At 72.1% G+C, this 17,441-nt stretch carries 18 protein-coding genes; 11 read left to right on the forward strand and 7 right to left on the reverse strand.

The window, feature by feature from the left end; genetic code table 11:
• Positions 1-28 precede the first annotated feature (28 nt).
• A complete protein-coding gene (locus ACZ4VK_RS33095) occupies positions 29-835 on the reverse strand; it encodes a diacylglycerol kinase family protein (RefSeq protein ID WP_468360426.1) in 807 nt (268 codons plus the stop codon).
• A gap of 142 nt (positions 836-977) precedes the next feature.
• On the opposite strand from ACZ4VK_RS33095, the gene ACZ4VK_RS33100 reads away from it, so the two are divergent.
• Positions 978-2,261, forward strand: a complete 1,284-nt coding sequence (locus tag ACZ4VK_RS33100; protein ID WP_468360429.1) for an adenylosuccinate synthase — start codon at positions 978-980, stop codon at positions 2,259-2,261.
• 91 nt (positions 2,262-2,352) lie between these two features.
• On the opposite strand, the gene ACZ4VK_RS33105 is transcribed toward ACZ4VK_RS33100, so the two are convergent.
• Positions 2,353-3,180, reverse strand: a complete 828-nt coding sequence (locus ACZ4VK_RS33105; protein WP_468360432.1) for an oxidoreductase — start codon at positions 3,178-3,180, stop codon at positions 2,353-2,355.
• A 93-nt stretch (positions 3,181-3,273) separates the two neighbouring features.
• Between ACZ4VK_RS33105 and ACZ4VK_RS33110 the strand changes: the two genes are divergently transcribed.
• The 3 genes from ACZ4VK_RS33110 to ACZ4VK_RS33120 all read left to right on the forward strand — a co-directional run bounded on the left by ACZ4VK_RS33110 (position 3,274) and on the right by ACZ4VK_RS33120 (position 5,189).
• Positions 3,274-4,179 (forward strand): LysR family transcriptional regulator, encoded by a 906-nt coding sequence (locus ACZ4VK_RS33110; RefSeq protein WP_468360435.1) that lies wholly within the window; start codon positions 3,274-3,276, stop codon positions 4,177-4,179.
• 75 nt (positions 4,180-4,254) lie between these two features.
• Entirely contained in the window at positions 4,255-4,830 is a 576-nt protein-coding gene (locus ACZ4VK_RS33115; protein WP_468360438.1) for a DUF6232 family protein, read from the forward strand.
• Positions 4,827-5,189 carry a hypothetical protein gene (locus ACZ4VK_RS33120; protein WP_468360441.1) on the forward strand — a complete coding sequence of 121 codons (363 nt, stop codon included), beginning with the start codon at positions 4,827-4,829 and terminating at the stop codon, positions 5,187-5,189. Before ACZ4VK_RS33115 ends, ACZ4VK_RS33120 begins: the two co-directional genes overlap by 4 nt.
• A 6-nt stretch (positions 5,190-5,195) precedes the next feature.
• Here the strand turns inward: ACZ4VK_RS33120 and ACZ4VK_RS33125 are convergent, their stop codons facing one another.
• Positions 5,196-7,082, reverse strand: coding sequence for a serine/threonine-protein kinase (locus tag ACZ4VK_RS33125; RefSeq protein ID WP_468360444.1), 1,887 nt, complete (start codon positions 7,080-7,082; stop codon positions 5,196-5,198).
• A gap of 26 nt (positions 7,083-7,108) precedes the next feature.
• A complete protein-coding gene (locus tag ACZ4VK_RS33130; protein WP_468360447.1) occupies positions 7,109-8,647 on the reverse strand; it encodes a PstS family phosphate ABC transporter substrate-binding protein in 1,539 nt (512 codons plus the stop codon).
• A 157-nt stretch (positions 8,648-8,804) separates the two neighbouring features.
• On the opposite strand from ACZ4VK_RS33130, the gene ACZ4VK_RS33135 reads away from it, so the two are divergent.
• The 3 genes from ACZ4VK_RS33135 (at position 8,805) to ACZ4VK_RS33145 (ending at position 11,924) form a co-directional block, all read left to right on the forward strand.
• Positions 8,805-9,746 (forward strand): NADP-dependent oxidoreductase, encoded by a 942-nt coding sequence (locus ACZ4VK_RS33135; RefSeq protein WP_468360450.1) that lies wholly within the window; start codon positions 8,805-8,807, stop codon positions 9,744-9,746.
• A 208-nt stretch (positions 9,747-9,954) separates the two neighbouring features.
• Positions 9,955-10,803: an FG-GAP repeat domain-containing protein gene (locus ACZ4VK_RS33140; RefSeq protein ID WP_468360453.1), complete on the forward strand. Its 849-nt coding sequence runs from the start codon at positions 9,955-9,957 to the stop codon at positions 10,801-10,803.
• A gap of 209 nt (positions 10,804-11,012) precedes the next feature.
• On the forward strand, positions 11,013-11,924 hold the full coding sequence (locus tag ACZ4VK_RS33145; protein ID WP_468360456.1) for a glycoside hydrolase family 19 protein: 912 nt from the start codon (positions 11,013-11,015) through the stop codon (positions 11,922-11,924).
• A 36-nt stretch (positions 11,925-11,960) separates the two neighbouring features.
• On the opposite strand, the gene ACZ4VK_RS33150 is transcribed toward ACZ4VK_RS33145, so the two are convergent.
• Together ACZ4VK_RS33150 and ACZ4VK_RS33155 are read right to left on the reverse strand one after the other, a co-directional pair.
• On the reverse strand, positions 11,961-12,431 hold the full coding sequence (locus ACZ4VK_RS33150; protein ID WP_468360459.1) for a MarR family winged helix-turn-helix transcriptional regulator: 471 nt from the start codon (positions 12,429-12,431) through the stop codon (positions 11,961-11,963).
• Positions 12,428-13,033, reverse strand: a complete 606-nt coding sequence (locus ACZ4VK_RS33155) for a DJ-1/PfpI family protein (RefSeq protein ID WP_468360462.1) — start codon at positions 13,031-13,033, stop codon at positions 12,428-12,430. The genes ACZ4VK_RS33150 and ACZ4VK_RS33155 overlap by 4 nt, the downstream gene beginning before the upstream one ends.
• Before the next feature lie 132 nt (positions 13,034-13,165).
• Between ACZ4VK_RS33155 and ACZ4VK_RS33160 the strand changes: the two genes are divergently transcribed.
• From ACZ4VK_RS33160 to ACZ4VK_RS33170, 3 genes are all read left to right on the forward strand, one after another.
• Positions 13,166-14,530, forward strand: coding sequence for an aminotransferase class III-fold pyridoxal phosphate-dependent enzyme (locus tag ACZ4VK_RS33160; RefSeq protein WP_468360465.1), 1,365 nt, complete (start codon positions 13,166-13,168; stop codon positions 14,528-14,530).
• A 69-nt stretch (positions 14,531-14,599) separates the two neighbouring features.
• Positions 14,600-15,304 carry a GntR family transcriptional regulator gene (locus tag ACZ4VK_RS33165; RefSeq protein ID WP_468360468.1) on the forward strand — a complete coding sequence of 235 codons (705 nt, stop codon included), beginning with the start codon at positions 14,600-14,602 and terminating at the stop codon, positions 15,302-15,304.
• A gap of 121 nt (positions 15,305-15,425) precedes the next feature.
• Positions 15,426-16,076 carry a hypothetical protein gene (locus ACZ4VK_RS33170; RefSeq protein WP_468360471.1) on the forward strand — a complete coding sequence of 217 codons (651 nt, stop codon included), beginning with the start codon at positions 15,426-15,428 and terminating at the stop codon, positions 16,074-16,076.
• Between the two features lie 34 nt (positions 16,077-16,110).
• On the opposite strand, the gene ACZ4VK_RS33175 is transcribed toward ACZ4VK_RS33170, so the two are convergent.
• The gene (locus ACZ4VK_RS33175; protein WP_468360890.1) at positions 16,111-16,815 is read right to left on the reverse strand and encodes an SLATT domain-containing protein; all 705 of its coding nucleotides are present in this window, start codon (positions 16,813-16,815) and stop codon (positions 16,111-16,113) included.
• A 268-nt stretch (positions 16,816-17,083) separates the two neighbouring features.
• Between ACZ4VK_RS33175 and ACZ4VK_RS33180 the strand changes: the two genes are divergently transcribed.
• Positions 17,084-17,419, forward strand: a complete 336-nt coding sequence (locus ACZ4VK_RS33180) for a YbaB/EbfC family nucleoid-associated protein (protein WP_015034576.1) — start codon at positions 17,084-17,086, stop codon at positions 17,417-17,419.
• Positions 17,420-17,441 lie beyond the last annotated feature (22 nt).

Raw genomic sequence — 17,441 nt, forward strand, 5'->3', positions numbered from 1 at the left:
GACCCCCCAGGTCGTCCGCGACGGCCCCTCAGGCCACCCGGGGCAGCGTAAGCCCCCACGCCCCCGCCCTGGCCGTCCACGTCCTCCGGCGGACCGGGCCCGTGAGGTGGCCGTCCGCGTGGTAGCGGAAGTCCGGGCCCGAGACCGTGAGGACCGTGGCGGTCGTGTGGTGCGGTGGGGCGGCCGAGGGGTGGACGGTCACCTCGGCCGTACCGGCGACCGAGCGGACCGTCAGGCTCTCCAGGGGGGTGTCGACATCGCTGAGCAGCACCCCGTCCGCCTCCACCCGCAGCCGGTGGGTGCGGACCGCCAGGGCCGTCGGGGCCGGGCGGACCAGGGTGCGGACCAGGGAGCGGCAGGTGCCCCAGACGGACGGGGCCGAGGACAGGGCGGGGGCCGCCGGCGCGCCGGGGATGCGGAGGTCGCCGATGACGACCCCGTCACTGTCGTCCACCAACAGGTCCAGGCGCCGTACGGCCCCGTCGAGGACCGCGCGCGCCGCCGCCGGGGTGGAGCGCGGCACGCCGAGCGCGTGCGCGACTTCCAGGGCGCCGGGAGCCCCTATCGGGACGAGGGCGAGGGCGCTGCCGGCGAGCTCCCGCTCCCGGTGCAGCAGGGCCACCGTACGGAGCAGCGCACGGTCGTCGCCGAGCACCACGGGGCGGCGGGAGCCGCGCCGGGCCAGGGCCCGGCAGAATTCCTGAGGGCTGTCCGGCAGGCAGATCTTCGCTTCCGCGCCCGCGGACAGGACATCTTTCGCGATCCGTACGGACTCGCCGTCACTTCGGCGGGCGACCGGGTCGACGATGACCAGCAGCTGGTCGTGATCCGACACCTCGGTCCTTCCTCGGGTAGCATCTTTGTGCAAGAGCCCCTTGCGCTATTGCGCCAGGGGCTTCGTCTATTCCGGGGCACACCGGTGAGGCGGCCTCGGCCCCTGACCTTGGACATGCCCCACCCGGAAGGGGTGTACGCCTGTGCCCGCACTTGTGCTGCTCGGTGCTCAGTGGGGTGACGAGGGCAAGGGAAAGGCCACCGACCTCCTCGGTGGATCCGTGGACTACGTGGTGCGCTACCAGGGCGGCAACAATGCCGGCCACACGGTCGTCGTAGGCGACCAGAAGTATGCGCTCCACCTCCTCCCTTCCGGAATCCTCTCGCCGGGGTGTACCCCGGTGATCGGAAACGGTGTCGTCGTCGACCCGGCGGTCCTGCTCTCCGAGCTGAGCGGGCTGAACGAGCGCGGCGTGGACACGTCCAAGCTCCTGATCAGCGGCAACGCTCACCTGATCACTCCGTACAACGTCACCCTCGACAAGGTGACGGAACGGTTCCTCGGTAAGCGCAAGATCGGCACCACGGGCCGTGGCATCGGCCCGACCTACGCCGACAAGATCAACCGCGTCGGCATCCGGGTCCAGGACCTGTACGACGAGTCGATCCTGAACCAGAAGGTCGAGGCGGCGCTCGAGGGCAAGAACCAGCTCCTCGCCAAGCTCTACAACCGCCGCGCGATCGACGCCGCGCAGATCGTCGAGGAGATGCTCCAGTACGCGGAGCAGATCAAGCCGTTCGTCGCGGACACCACGCTGATCCTCAACAACGCGCTCGACGAGGACAAGGTCGTGCTCTTCGAGGGCGGCCAGGGCACGCTCCTGGACGTCGACCACGGCACGTACCCCTTCGTCACCTCGTCGAACCCGACCGCGGGCGGCGCCTGCACCGGCGCCGGCGTGGGCCCGACGAAGATCAGCCGGGTCATCGGCATCCTCAAGGCGTACACGACCCGTGTCGGCGCCGGCCCGTTCCCGACGGAGCTCTTCGACGAGGACGGCGAGGCGCTGCGCCGCATCGGCGGCGAGCGCGGTGTCACCACCGGCCGTGACCGTCGCTGCGGCTGGTTCGACGCGGTCATCGCGCGGTACGCGACCCGGGTCAACGGCCTGACCGACTTCTTCCTCACCAAGCTCGACGTGCTGACGGGCTGGGAGCAGATCCCGGTCTGCGTCGCGTACGAGATCGACGGCAAGCGCGTCGAGGAGCTGCCCTACTCGCAGACCGACTTCCACCACGCGAAGCCGATCTACGAGATGCTGCCGGGCTGGTCCGAGGACATCACCAAGGCCAAGACCTTCGCGGACCTGCCGAAGAACGCGCAGGCGTACGTGAAGGCCCTGGAGGAGATGTCGGGCGCCCCGATCTCCGCGATCGGCGTCGGCCCCGGCCGCACCGAGACGATCGAGATCAACTCGTTCCTGTAGGAGTTCCTGGAGGAGTTCCCGCAGGAGTTCCCGCAGGCGGTACGCCGAGGGCCCGCACCCCGTACGTCGGGGTGCGGGCCCTTCGCGCGGGTCAGTCCAGCTTCGTGTCCCGGCCCACCTTGTCCCAGGCCGCCAGGTCCGCCCGGACCAGGTCCAGGTGGGCGTGGATCGTGTCGATCGAGTCGTCGCCGAGGGCGAGCCTCAGCGGCGTCTCGTCGGCGTCCAGGGCCGCGAGGACCGCCGCCGCCGCCTTCGCCGGGTCGCCCACCTGCGTGCCGCCGCCCGTCTCCACGAACGTCCGCGTCGCGCCCACCGTCTCCGCGTAGTCGGCGATCCCGTCCGCGCTCACGCTGTGGTTCCCGAACAGGCTCGTGCGGAAGGCGCCGGGTTCGACGATCAGGACGTCGATGCCCAGCGGCCTGACCTCCGCCGCCAGCGCCTCCGACATGCCCTCCAGGGCGAACTTGGTCGCGCTGTACGCCCCGAAGCCGGCCATCGACATCTGCCCGCCGACACTGCTGAGCTGCACGATCGCCCCCGAGCGGCGGGCCCGCATGTGCGGCAGGACCGCCCGTGTCAGCGCCGCGGGCCCGAAGACGTGCACGTCGAAGAGCGAGCGGAGCTCCGCGTCGCCGGTCTCCTCGACCGAACCGACGTGCGTGCGGCCCGCGTTGTTCACGAGGACGTCGATACGTCCGTGCCGCGCCGCGACGTCCCGTACCACCGCGTCGATCGCCGCCGTGTCGGTCACGTCGAGGGCGACGGCCTCGACCTGGTCGGGGTGGGCGGCGACCAGGTCGTCCAGGGTGCCGATCCGGCGGGCCGCGGCGACGACCACGTCGCCGGCCGCGACGGCCGCCTCGGTGAAGGCGCGCCCGAAGCCGCTGTTGGCGCCCGTGATCAGCCAGACCTTGCTCATGTCCGTACTCCCTCGTCCGTGTCCTTCGGTACTCAACAAGGATGTGTTCCAGGGGCGTTGGCCGTCCAAGATCCTTCGTGATAACCCATGGGCATGACCATGGACGTGCACGGACGGGACCTGCGGTACTTCGTCGCCGTGGCCGAGGAGCTCCACTTCACCCGGGCCGCCGAGCGGCTCTACGTCTCGCAGCCCGCGCTGAGCAAGCAGATACGCGCCCTGGAACGGCAGTTGGGCGCGCCCCTCTTCGACCGCGACCGGCAGGGCGTGGCGCTCACCCCGGTCGGTACGGCCCTGCTGCCGCACGCCCGGGCCGTGCTCGCCGCCTGGGACGAGGGCGGGGAGGCCGTACGGCGGGCCAGGGAGGCTGCCGAAGGGACCCTGGTCGTCGGGATGAGCACCAGTCCCGGGCGGGGCGGGCTGCTGCCCGCGATCCGCTCACGGTTCACGGAGGCGCACCCGGAGGCCCGGCTCAGGCTGCGCCACGTCGGCTGGGAGGACCCGACGGCCGGCCTCGCGGACGGCGTCAGCGACGTGGCCTTCGTCTGGCTGCCGCTGGCCGGCGCGGACCGGTTCCGCTGGGTGGTCGTGGCCGCCGAACCCCGGCTCGTCGCGCTGCCGGAGACCCATCCGCTGGCGGCCCGCGAGAGCCTGGACTTCGCGGACCTCCTCGACGAGCCGTTCCTCGCCCTCCCGGACCGGGGCCCCGAACTGCGCGACCACTGGCTGGCCCTGGACGCCAGGGGCGGACGTCCGCCCGTCATCGGCACCGTGATCGGCAGCACCGACGAGGCGTACGAGGCCCTCGTCGGCGGCGTCGGCATCTGCCTGGTCGCGACCGGCAACGCGCCGCTGCTCACCCGCGGCGGCGTCGTCACCCGGCCGGTCCGCGGCCTCACCCCCAGCCACCTCGCTCTCGCCTGGCGCGCGGACGACACTCGCCGGCTGGTCCGCGCCTACGCCCGAGCGGCGGCCGAAGTCAGTCCCCCGGAGGCCTGAACTCGCCTTGTGGGCAGGGTGGTTCGGGCGCCTAATGGGTCTCCTGTCGCACGCTGGACCACGTCAGGGGGAACCATGGCACCGGCAGGCCCACCCGTTCCGCCCCCGCCGCCCTTGTACCCGCCCGAGGAGCCCGGGGCCGACATCAGCAAGATCGACGTGAGCGTCAGCGGGCGGCTCCTGTGGGTGAACATGGCCTGCTACCCGCTGCGGAGCATCGCCCGGGTACGGACCCACGAGGTGGCTCCCGACCGGGGCAAGGCGTTCACGCGATTCCTGAAGAGGCTCGCCATCGTCCTGGTGGTCGTCGCCGTGTCCAACGCCTTCCGGGACGCGGACGCCACACAGACCGGCCTGATCCTGGGGGTGCTCTTCCTGGTCTACGCCGTGGTCGACCTGCTGATCGTCCTCTTCGGGGCCTCGTACTCCGTCCTGGTCGTCGAGACCACGGGCCTGGCGAAGGCCGTGCTCGTCAGCGAGAGCGGCGTCGTGCTCGCGGAGCTCGTCGAGAAGATCGCGTACGCGATCGAGAACCCGGAGGCCGACTTCCGCATGCGGATCGAGAGCCTGACGATCAACCACAGGAACTACGACTTCGGCGACAAGGTCAACATCAACGGCGGCACGGGGAACGTGGGGATCACCAAATGACGACAGGGGACCACTTCCACGGCGACGTGGTGCACATGAACCAGACCACCGACAGCGTCGGCATCGACAAGCGCACGATGGCCGCCGGCCCGCCTCCCCCCACGTCCCCCGACCTCGAACGGGCCCTGGAGAACCTGCTGCCGCTGCTCCAGGAGCTCCGCCGGCAGCTGGGCGAGGAAGCCCGCCCCCTCGCGGTACGGACCGTCGAGCAGGCGGAGGCGGAGGTCACCTCCTCGGCCGAGCCGGAGACCCGCCGCACCGCCCTGGAACGGATCGGCGCGATCGCCGAGACGGCGGGCCCGGCCGGCGCGGCCGCACTCGCCGTGATCCACCAGATCCTGGTGCTGCTCGGTGGATAGAACGCCCTACGACCGGTAGTACTCGTTCGGTTCGCCGTCCAGCATCGGGTAGACCAGAAGCCGGTCCTTGCCGTTCAGCTTGTCGACGACCAGGTAGCGGGAGAGGCCCTCCTGGCATTCGCGGTCCCAGGCGTTGGTGTCCCGGGTGGCGGGCCCGACGACCAGCAGGTTGCCCGCGGCCGCGAGGACGGCCGTGGTGCCGCAGGACCAGTCCTCGTCGGTGGTCACGCCGTCGACGGTGCGCGGATAGCCGTCGAGGGTGCTGATCACGGGGGCGCCGACGGGACCCTGGGTGATCGTCACCCGTGAGGTGTAGCGGTCGTCGCTCTCGCCGTAGACCTCCGGCGCGGGGATGCGCGACCAGGTGCCGAGGAACTCGGCGGGGATGACCTCGGTGCCGGTGGGCGCCTTGCGGAAGGTGGCCTTCGCGGCGCCGGAGGTCCACTCCAGGACGTCGGGGGAGCGGAGGGTGAGGGTCTGGTGGGCGGCGGGGACACAGCGCTCGGCGGGCACGCTGGTCGTCACGTCGGACTCGCCGTAGACGACCTTGTCCTCGTCGGCCGAGACGAGCCGGGAGCGGCCCATGCACAGGCGGTTCTCGGCGACCTGGACGTAGACGGCGCTCTTCGCGCCGGCCGCGCCCTGGCTGATCTCGATCCGGGCGGTCTCCCTGGGATGGTCGGGGGAGCCCTGGAGGACGCCCTCCCAGGCGCCGAGGAACGCGGCCGGGACGATTCCGGCAGGGCGGGCGGAGACGCCGCCCGTGTCGCCACGGGCTTTGTTCCTCTGCTCGTCCCCGCCGGTGTCCGGGTCGGGCCAGAAGGTGTACGTGACCCCCGCCGCGGCCGCCACCACGAGGGCCGCCAGAGCGGCGATCAGAGGGGTACGGCGACGGCGGGGCGCCGGGGCCGGCGCCGAGGGCCGGGTCGGCGCCGAGGACCGGGCGGACGGCAGGGGCGGGGGCGGCGTCGGGTCCCCGGCCCCCGTGGCGGGGCCGTCCTCCGTCTCCGCCTCCAGCAACCGCGCCGCGTGCCGGCCGAGCCGGGCCAGCACGTCCGCCGGCAGCCACGGGTCGGGGACCGGCAGGGTCTCGGCGATCTCGGTGGCCGAGGGGCGGCTCGCCGCGTCCTTGGCGAGGCAGGCCCGGATGAGGCCGGCGAGCTCGGGCGCCAGATCCGTCAGGTCGGGCTCGTCGTGGGCGATGCGGAACATGGTGGCGTGGACGCCGCTGTCCGCCGTACCGAAGGGGGAGCGCCCGGTGGCCGCGTACGCCAGGACCGAGCCGAGGCAGAAGACGTCCGACGCGGCGGTGAGGCGCTCGCCGCGCACCTGCTCCGGCGACATGAAGCCGGGGGAGCCGACGACGGCCCCGGTGGTGGTGAGGTTGCCGCCCTCGGCGACCGTGTCGACGGCGCGGGCGATGCCGAAGTCGATGACGCGGGGGCCGTCGACGGTCAGCAGCACGTTGGACGGCTTGAGGTCGCGGTGGACGAGCCCGGCGGCGTGGATGTGGACGAGGGCGCGGGCGAGCCCTCCGGCCAGCGCCTTCACGGTCGCGGGCGGCAGCGGCCCGAACTCGTCGCCGACCACGGCCCGCAGCGAAGGCCCCGGCACGTAGCCGATGGCCACCCACGGCGATTCGGCGGTGGTGTCCGAGCCGAGGACGGGCGCGGTGCCCGTCCCGCCGACCCGCTCAAGGGCGGCGACCTCACGGGCGAACCGGCGCCGGAACTCGTCCTGGGCGGCCAGTTCGGCGTGCACGACCTTCACCGCGACGGTCCGTCCCCCGGACGAACGCGCCAGGAACACCCGTCCCATCCCGCCGACGCCGAGGCGGCCGAGCAGACGGAACGGGCCGATGCCGGCCGGGTCTTCCGGGTTCAATGGCTCCACGTCGTCAGAGCATGCCAGACCGCGCGTCAGCCGTCCCCGCAGATCCGCAGCCCCTTCGGGGTGGCGCAGGGCAGGTGGCCGTGGGTGCGGATGACGTCCTGGCCGATGCCCCGGCTCAGATAGGTGAGGAAGCTGGAGGTCAGCGAGTCGGCGGGGGGTTCGCCCCAGGTGTAGGCGTACTCGATCTCCCGGTACGGGTAGCCGGACGCGCCGATCTCGTCGAGGACGGGCCCGCGTCCGTCGACGGCCACCCGGTGCAGGCCCTTGAGGCCGCTGCCGGAGCGGAGCTCGGTGTAGCCGAGGGCGCCGGGGAGCCGGGCGACGGTGGACAGGACCTGTTCGGTGGAGTCGAGTTCGCAGCGGATGACCTTCGACCCGGGGTCGTCGAGGTGCTCGCAGTCCCGGGAGGAGTTGGCCGGTTCGTTGCGGCCGAGGACGCGGCGCTGGAAGACCTCCCGCGTACCGGAGTTGGCGTCCCGGCTGACCAGCAGGACCGGCTGGTCCACGCTGGGGACGAGTTCGTTCCAGTTGGTGATGTCGCCCCGGTAGAGGCGGCGGATCTGGTCCAGGGTGAGGTCGTCGACGGGTATCCCGTCGTTGAGGACGAGGGTGAAGAGGGAGACGGCGACCATGCTCTCCCGCAGCTGCGGGTAGCCGCCGGGCTTGCGCCCGTCGGAGAGGGCGATGACAGCCGGGGAGCCCTTGCCCTTCTTCGCGCCGGCGTCGGCGAGCTCCCGTATCCCGGCGGTCGAGCCGTGCGCGTCCACGACGACCGTCGCGCCCTCGCAGTCCTTCTCGTACGCCTCCGCGACCTCGCGCAGGGCGGGTGCGAAGGCCGTCGAGCCGGTGACGGTGAGGGTGCCACGGGCGCAGCCGATCGGCGGCGGGGTCCGCTCCCGGACGATGATCGAGGCCAGGACCATCACGCAGGCGGTCAGGATGACCGTGACGTTGCGGGCGGTCGGGCTGAACCGGGCCGCCTTCTCGTCGGGGGTGGTGCTCCTGTTGCGCCGGATCGAGCCGCCCTGGAGGGTTCCCTCGACCTTGATGTCCTTGTCGGCGACGCGGCCGGAGAGCTGCACGAGCAGCTTGAAGTACTGCCCGCGCTCCAGGGCCACCTTGGGGACGAGGACCGCGCTGCCGTTCCTGCCCAGCCTGGGGGCGCGCTCCAGGTCGTCCCGGATCGAGACCCCGCCGGCCGGGACGGTGGCGACGACGCCCTGGACCTCCCGCTCACCGAAGGTGATCCGCAGCCCGTGGGGGTGGGCGGCGGGCCCGTAGTCCTCGGAGCTGATGTCGAGGTCCCGGTCGTTCTCGATGCGGAGGAGGACGAGGGTGGACTCGTCGGCGGGCGGGGCCATCCCGACCACCTGGCCCTCCCGCACCGTCATGACCTCGCTGTCCCGGTTGCCCTCCCGGTGGAGCGGGGTGTTGAGCTGTACGCGGTAGCCGAGCCGCTTGCGCTGCGGCGAGATCCGGTCGATCCAGACGACCGCCACCGAGACCAGGACACCGAGGAGCGCCGTCCCCAGGGCGATGACGTTCTCCGCGGTTATCCACTCCATGGCCGGGACGGTACGGACGTCCGTACGAACGCGGGGGCGGTGTAGCGGGCGGCCACCTGGACTTCTCCGTTCGTTCAGGTGGACGGGCAGCGGTTGCCGGGGGTGGGGAGCGTGGGTGTAATGGCGACGAGGGGGCCTTCTGTCTGAGGAGTACCCCATGCGTGTCGTCGAAGTGACCGCCTACGGCGGGCCCGAGGTCCTCAGAATGGCCCGCAGGCCCGACCCCGAGGCCGGGGACGTCCCCGGGCGGGTGCGCGTCCGGCTGAAGGCGGCCGGTGTGAACCAGGCCGACCTGCGGATCCGGGCCGGCCGGTACGCCGACGCGGTCGGCGACCTCAGGCCCCCGTTCGTCCTCGGGACGGACTTCGCGGGCAGGCTGCTCGACCCGGTGCCCGGGATGGCGGAGGGCACCCGCGTGGCCGGTTTCATGCCCTGGTACGAGGAGCTGACGGGCGAGGGCACGTACGCGGAGGTCGTACGGGTGGCCCCGGAGTGGCTGGCCCCGATCCCGGACGACGTGGAGTTCACCGTGGCGGCGTCCGTGCCGCTGGCCTCGGCGACCGCGCAGCAGGGCCTCGACCGGCTCGCGCTCCAGCCGGGCGCGACGCTGCTCGTGACGGGTGCGAGCGCGGTGGTGGGCCGGCTCGCGGTGCAGTACGCCCATACGGCGGGGCTGCGGGTGGTGGCCGTCGCCCACGAGGGCGACGAGAGCGAGCTGAGGGTCCTCGGCGCGGACCACACCGTCACGCGCGGTGCGGCGGAGGACGTGGTGCGCCGGGTGGTCGAGGGCGACCCGTACCGGGTGGACGCGGTCTTCGACGGGGCGCTCGTCGGCGAGGGCCTGCTCCCGGTCCTGAAGGACGGCGGCGTCTTCGTCGCGCTCGCCCCCGACCGGGTCCCGGCCCCGGAGCGGAACATCCGGGTCGAGACCGTCCGGGCCAGGCCGGACGCGGCCCGCCTGAAGGAGACCCTGGAGAAGGTGGCGGCCCGGGAGCTGATCACCCGGGTGGCCGACGTCATGCCGCTGGAGGAGGTCGCCGAAGCCCACCGCCGCGCGGAGGCGGGCCACCGGCCGGGGCGGATCGTGCTCCTGATCTGAGGAATCGGCCCCGCGCACCGCGGGACGCCCCCTGGCTCGCCGAGGAGAGGCCCGGGCCTGCAACCTGCTCCAGGCGCAGGCCCTTTGGGCTGTCCGGATCCCTGCCCGCCGGTCTTCGAAATGTGGCCGAATTCCGAAGGTCTGTGGCAGGATTCCAAGATCATCGGCGTGCGAAGTGCGCCGCTGAAGAGTCCCAGGGGGGAACCTGATGACCATCATTCGACGTCGTCGCGCGCTCAAGGGCGCGCTCGTCGCCACCGCCGTCGCGGTCGCGACCGCGACCGTGGCCGGCACGGCCTCCGCCGCCGGTGCGGAGCTGCCGGTGCAGCCCACCTTCGAGATGTACGGCGCCAACAAGCAGACCCAGGAACTCCAGGTCTGGTACCCCATCGGCAACGACATCGAGACCGATGGGCCGCTCGGCGACGTCTCCGACGTCGCCGACATCATCGTCGCCGACAACGACAACGACGGGCACGGCGAGGCCGAGTGGACCGTCTACAAGAACGGGCGGCTGGACTTCTACTCGCCCGACAGCGGCTCCCAGGACACGGACGTCGTCGGCCGGGGCTGGAACATCTACACCACGGTCCTCTCGCCGGGCAACGTCGGCGGTGCCGTGCAGGCCGACCTGCTCGGTGTCGACAAGACCGGCGTGCTGTGGAGCTACCTCTCCTACCCGAACGGCACCCTCACCCCCCGCGTGCGGGTCGGTGGCGGCTGGAACACCTACAGCCAGATCGCGGGCCAGGGCGACCTGACCGGCGACGGCAGGCCCGACGTCGTCGCCCGCGACAGGACGGGTGTCCTGTGGCTCTACAGGGGCACGGGCAACTACAAGGCCCCCTTCACCGGCCGTACGAAGGTCGGCTCCGGCTGGAACACGTACGACCGGCTGCTGTCGACCGGTGACATCGACCTCGACGGCAAGGCGGACCTGCTCGCCCGCAAGGCGAACGGCGACCTGTTCAAGTACCTGGGCACGGGCAACGCCGCGGCCCCGTTCAAGGCGCCGGTCCGGGTCGGTGGCGGGTTCCAGAAGTACAACCTCTTCTAGTCGCACCCGTCCCACCTCGCGTGGCGACCGCATGACGGCGGCCCCGGGCATCGGAACTCCGAGCCCGGGGCCGCCTCTTGTGTTCCCGGGGCGAGTGGACCCCCAACTGTCACAACTCCTGGTCTAGACCTTGACAGGTTCAGACCAATAGCGATGGGATGTGCCTCCCCATCCGGCCCCACCCGGCCCCACCCGGAAGGAAGTTACGCATGCTGCGTAAGTTGGTCGCCTCGCTGGCCGCGTTCTGTACGGCCGTCGGACTCGCCGTCCTCCTCCTCCCCGCCGCCTCCGCCGGCGCGGCTGCCGCCTGCGCGGCGGCATGGAACTCCTCCAGCGTCTACACGGGCGGGATGACGGCCTCCCACAACGGCCACAACTGGCAGGCCAAGTGGTGGACCCAGAACGAGACTCCCGGCACGACCGGCGAGTGGGGCGTCTGGGCCGACCAGGGCGTCTGTGGCGGCGGTGGCACCGCCCCGCCCACCACCCCGCCGCCGACCACCGGATTCGTCGTCTCCGAGGCCCAGTTCAACCAGATGTTCCCGAACCGGAACCCCTTCTACACGTACGCGGGCCTCACCGCCGCCCTGAAGTCCTACCCCGCCTTCGCCACCACCGGCGGCGAGACCGTCAAGCGCCAGGAGGCCGCGGCCTTCCTCGCGAACGTCTCCCACGAGACCGGCGGCCTCGTCCACATCGTCGAGCAGAACACCGCCAACTACCCGCACTACTGCGACCGGAACCAGCCCTACGGCTGCCCCGCCGGCCAGGCCGCCTACTACGGCCGCGGCCCCATCCAGCTCTCCTGGAACTTCAACTACAAGGCCGCCGGTGACGCCCTCGGCATCGACCTGCTGAACAACCCCTGGCGGGTCGAGCGCGAGCCGGCCGTCGCCATGATGACCGGCCTCTGGTACTGGAACACCCAGAACGGCCCCGGCACCATGACCGCGCACAACGCCATGGTCAACGGCGCCGGCTTCGGCCAGACCATCCGGGCGATCAACGGCACCCTGGAGTGCGACGGCGCGAACCCGGCCCAGGTCCAGAACCGGGTCACCAAGTACCAGCAGTTCACCCAGATCCTGGGCGTCCCCACCGGGGCGAACCTGTACTGCTGACCCGTCGAACAGGCCCTAGCCAGGCCTGTTCGCCCCCTAGTCTCGGCGTCGCTCCGCCCGCCGCTCGCCGACCCTCTCCAGGGCGGCCGAGAGCCGGTCGAGGACCCGTACCGTCTCGTCGAAGGCCTCCTGGCCGCCCAGCTCCCGCAGGAGCTCGGCGGCCAGCTCCGCGTGACCGGGGTCGATGCGCCGGATCGCCGCCCGGCCGGCCTCCGTGGGGGCGAGGAGCTTGGCGCGGCGGTGCGCCGGATTCGGCTCGTACGCGGCGAGGCCCTCCCGCACGAGCAGGTCGGCGATCCGCTGGACGCTCTGCCGGGTGATGCCCATGACCCGGGCGATCCCGGCGACGGGGAGGGGTTCGGGGAGTACGGCTCCGAGGACCTGCCACCACGCGGCGGTCAGGCCGGCCGGTTCGGCGAGCCGCTCCGAGACGGCGAGGAACTGGCCGTTGAGGCGGAAGACGCCGAGGGCGGTGCGGGAGAGGGCGTCCTGCGGCTCGCGGCTCACGCGTTGAGCTCCTCGAAGGCCGCCGGGTCGGAGTCGTGGAAGAGGCGGAACCAGGCGTCCCGCTTCCCCTCGTACGCGCCGAGCCGGGCGAAGATCTCCCGGGCGAAGGCGACCGGCTCCGTCGGGCCGGCCGTGATGAGGTCCCCGTCCCGCACGGCGTCCGCGTCGACGTAGTGGTCGCCGCCCTTGTAGCCGGTGGCGGCGAGGTAGAACGAGACCGCGCTCGTGTGCGCGCGGTCGTCGAGCAGGCCCTCCTTGGCGAGTCCCGCCGTGGCGCCGCAGATCGCGGCGACCGGCACACCGGCGTCGAGGAAGGCGCGGGCCTTGGCGGTGAAGGGGGCGAGCCCGTCGCCCTCGTCGTACGTCTCGGCGCCCGGGAGGATCAGCAGGGCGCTGTCCTCGGGGCGGAGGTCGTCGAGCGCGAGGTCGGGGACGATCCGGATGCCGGCGAGGGTGGTGACGGGCTCTCCGGCGACCGGGCCGACGGTCCTGATCGTGTATCCGGCGCGGGCGAGCCAGGCGGTGGCGTGGCCGGTCTCCCAGTCGGCGAGGGTGTCGTAGACGGCGAGGTGGACGGTCGTGGTCTCAGTCTCGGTTCCCATGACAGAAGACTGTCATGACGACAGTAAGCTGTCAATGAAGGCCGGGGCAGAACAAGGTGTCGCGTCCGCCCGGGTCTCGGTGGACAAGATGGCCATGGCCCGCCCCACCTGCGTTTCCTTACCCTCGACCCCATGACCCCTCATGTCATCGAACCCGATCCCCAGGCCGGCGCCGCCGTCAAGGCAGCCGACCGCGCGCACGTGTTCCACTCCTGGTCCGCCCAGGGCCTGATCGACCCGCTCGCCGTCGCCGGCGCGGAGGGTTCGTACTTCTGGGACTACGACGGAAACCGCTACCTCGACTTCACCAGCGGCCTCGTCTACACGAACATCGGCTACCAGCACCCCAAGGTCGTCGCCGCGATCCAGGAGCAGGCCGGGAAGCTCGCCACCTTCGCCCCCGCCTTCGCGATCGACGTCCGCTCCGAGGCCGCACGCCTCATCGCCGGCCGCACACCGGGCGACCTGGACAAGATCTTCTTCACCAACGGCGGTGCCGAGGCCGTCGAGAACGCCGTCCGCATGGCCCGGCTGCACACCGGCCGTACGAAGGTGCTCTCCGCCTACCGCTCGTACCACGGCGCCACCTCCACCGCGATCAACCTGACCGGTGACCCGCGCCGCTGGGCATCCGACAACGGCTCCGCCGGCGTCGTGCGCTTCTGGGCGCCGTTCCTCTACCGCTCGCCCTTCTACGCCACCACGGAGGCGGAGGAGAGCGCGCGGGCCCTGACGCACCTGGAGGACACGATCGCCTTCGAGGGTCCGGCGACCATCGCCGCGATCATCCTGGAAACCGTCCCCGGCACCGCCGGCATCATGACCCCGCCGCCCGGCTACCTCGCCGGCGTCCGCGAGATCTGCGACAGGTACGGCATCGTCTTCGTCCTGGACGAGGTCATGTCGGGCTTCGGCCGCACCGGACGGTGGTTCGCCGCGGACCACTTCGACGTCGTGCCCGACCTGATGACCTTCGCCAAGGGCGTGAACTCCGGCTATGTGCCGCTCGGTGGCGTCGCCATCAGCGCCGAGATCGCCGCCACCTTCGACAAGCGCCCCTACCCGGGCGGACTGACCTACTCCGGTCACCCGCTCGCCTGCGCCGCCGCCGTCGCCACCCTCCAGGTGATGGAGGAGGAGAAGGTCGTCGAGCACGCCGCCCACATCGGCGAGACCGTCCTCGGCCCCGGCCTGCGCGAGCTCGCCGAGCGCCACCCGTCCGTCGGCGAGGTCCGCGGCATGGGCGTCTTCTGGGCGCTCGACCTGGTCAAGAACAAGGAGACCCGCGAGCCGCTCGTCCCGTACAACGCGGCCGGCGAGGCCAACGCGCCCATGGCCGCCTTCGGCGCCGCGGCGAAGAAGAACGGCCTGTGGCCCTTCGTGAACATGAACCGCACCCACGCCGTTCCCGCCTGCAACGTCTCCGAGGCCGAGGTCAAGGAAGGCCTCGCGGCCCTCGACGCGGCCCTCTCGGTGGCCGACGAGCACACCGCGTAACCGCGGTACCGGAGAGGTCTCCTCCGTCTGGACTAGGGTGTGCCGAAGCCGGACGGAGGGGGCCGACCCATGCCCGCGAGCGGAGCTGTCACCCGCAACACCTTGCGACAGCAGATCGCGGACGCGCTCCGTGACGAAGTGCTCGCGGGCCGTCTCCAGCCGGGCGAGGAATTCACCGTCAAGCAGATCGCCGAGCAGTACGGCGTGTCCGCGACGCCGGTACGGGAAGCCCTCGTCGACCTCTGCGCGCAGGGCCTCCTCGACTCCGACCAGCACCGCGGCTTCCGCGTCCACCAGTACTCGGTCGACGACTACCGCGGCATGGTCGAGGCCCGGATGCTCGTCGTCGACGGCATCTTCCGCCGCCACGCGCCCGCGACCACCCCGCCCCCGGCCGCCGAGCCCGACCTCGGCATCGGGGTCGCGCTCGTCTCCGTACGGCGCCGGGGCGAGGCGGCGGCCCGCGCGGCCCACGCCGGGGACCTCGACGTCCTCATCGGCTACGACATCCGTTACTGGCGCGAACTGGGCCGCCTGGTCTCCGCCAACGACTACATCGCCGACTTCCTGCACCGGCTCCGCGTCCAGGCCTGGGTCTTCTCGGTGCCGTACCTGCGCTCCGAACGGGACATGCTGGGCTGGCTCTGGAGCGGCCACGTCGACCTGGTCGACGCCATCACCCGCGGCGACGCCGACGCGGCCGTCGCGGTCGTCCGCGCGTACAACACGCACTCGATGGAATGGGCGGACCGCCTGGAGCGGCGGGGCGGTTGAGGGCCGGTCTCCGGGGGCAGGTCCTCAGGGGGTGAGCGGTGACCGCGGGGCGCCGACTAACCTGGCCGTCCCCGCGAACGCCCGCGAGCGTCCCCCGCAACTGACGGAGAGCGAGCCTCCCTTGGCCTGTGACCTGTGGCTGGTCCCCCTCGTCGACGTGCTGTGCCACAGCCCCGACAACCCCTTCGCCGAAGAGATCGCCGCGTACGACGCCGTGCTCAGCGCCTCCGGGCTGCCGACCGTGCCCGTCTACGCGTACATGCCGGGACTCTCCGGTGACGTCGCCCCGGTCGCCGGCTTCGACTACGAGGCCCTGCACTTCCTGCGGCGCGCCTACCTCCTCCAGATGTGCGGACTGCCGGTCGAACCGGTCGGTGAGCTCGGCGGGGACTACGAACAGCTCCTGGAGATGTTCGAGCCGACCGCCCAGCAGTCGCACCTGGTCTGGCACTACGACCACGCCGGGGCGTACGTGCCGGTCGACTTCCCGGTGCCGCTCGCCAGCGACGAGCTCCTGGAGGGCGGCGGGCCACTCGGCTCCTCGTACGGACTCCTGCGCGAGCTGGAGTTCGTGGCGCCCTCGATCGGCATCGACCCGGCGAACCCGCCGGCGGCCCCCGTACCGCCGGAGCGGCCGACCGCCCTGGAGGAACCGGCCGTGCCGATCCCGCTGGACGGGGGCCCCTTCGCGCGGGAGCGCCATGTGTGGCTGGGACTGCACGCGGCGGCGACCCGGAGCCTGGCGCAGGGCTCGATGATCATTCTCAGCTGAAGGTTTCTCTTCCCGTCGCAGCCTCCGGGGGGCCTCAGCGGGCCTCCGGGGGCCGCTGGCGCGGCATGTTCGGGCGGGTGCCGGGCGGCAGCGGAAAACGGCCCGAGAGGGGGGAGTTCTCCGCCCGGGCGGGCACCACGCCGACCGACTGGAGCGCGAGCGGCGCCGGGCCCGAGCGGAACTCGACCATCCAGTCCGCCGTCTCCGCCCGTACGAGCTCGGTCACGTCCTCCGAGAAGCGGCGCAGCACGCCCAGACACCGCTCGGCCGCCTCGCTCGCCGTGCCCTCCGTGGGGCCGAGCACCTCCCGGACGCTCTCCGACGCCCAGTCGAACTGCAGCGCCTGGAGACGCCGCTGCACGGCCTGGGCGGTCGCCACGTCCCTCATCCAGCCGGACGTCAGGCCGAAGTACCGGTCACAGGCCATGCAGGCGGCACCGAGAAGCAGCGAGAGATAGCCCCAGCCGGCGGCGCCCTCCGCGACCCCGGTCAGGTCGAGCAGGGGCAGCGCGGCGCCCGCGATCACCCCGGCGGCCGTGCCGATCCGCAGGATCCGGGCGCAGACGCGCTTGCGGACACGGTCGGAGAGATACCACTCGACGGTGCGCAGGGCGTTGGACTCCACCCAGCGGTAGAGCTCGTCGAGCCGCTCGGCGGGCTCGCCCCAGTCGCCCAGGGGGAACGGCGTACCGGTCAGATCGCGGTGGACGTCTCCCCCGGGGGGTCCCGGTGGCGGCATCTCCGGCTGCTGGCTCACCGGGGGACTCCTCTGTTCAGCTCAGCGCGCATGTCGCTCTGTGACGTGCGGTGCACGTGGTGCCTGCCCTTCCTACCGCCGAATGGTGGGCGGTGGGCCCGGAATCCCGGGATTTCCGCCCGCAAGAGGGTGTTGATCAGGTAGAGGAGCCCGCAGTTTCTCACTCGAAAGAGTGATGGAGGCGGGGCGGGCGGGGACCACGTAGGCTCGGCGTACCGACATACGGACGTACCGAACCTCAGGAGTGACCGTGATTCCCGGTGGTGGTCAGCCCAACATGCAGCAGCTTCTCCAGCAGGCCCAGAAGATGCAGCAGGACCTCGCCCGAGCCCAGCAGGAGCTCGCCGCGACCGAGGTCGACGGGCAGGCGGGCGGCGGCCTGGTCAAGGCGACGGTGACGGGCTCCGGGGAGCTGCGCGGCCTCGTGATCGACCCCAAGGCCGTCGACCCGGAGGACACCGAGACGCTCGCCGACCTCATCGTGGCCGCCGTCCAGGCCGCCAACGACAACGCGCAGCAGCTCCAGCAGGCCAAGCTCGGCCCGCTGGCGCAGGGCATGGGCGGCATGCCGGGCCTCGGCTTCTGAGGCCGCTGAGGCGGGGCCTTCG

It is taken from the genome of Streptomyces sp. NPDC028711 (assembly GCF_055565415.1).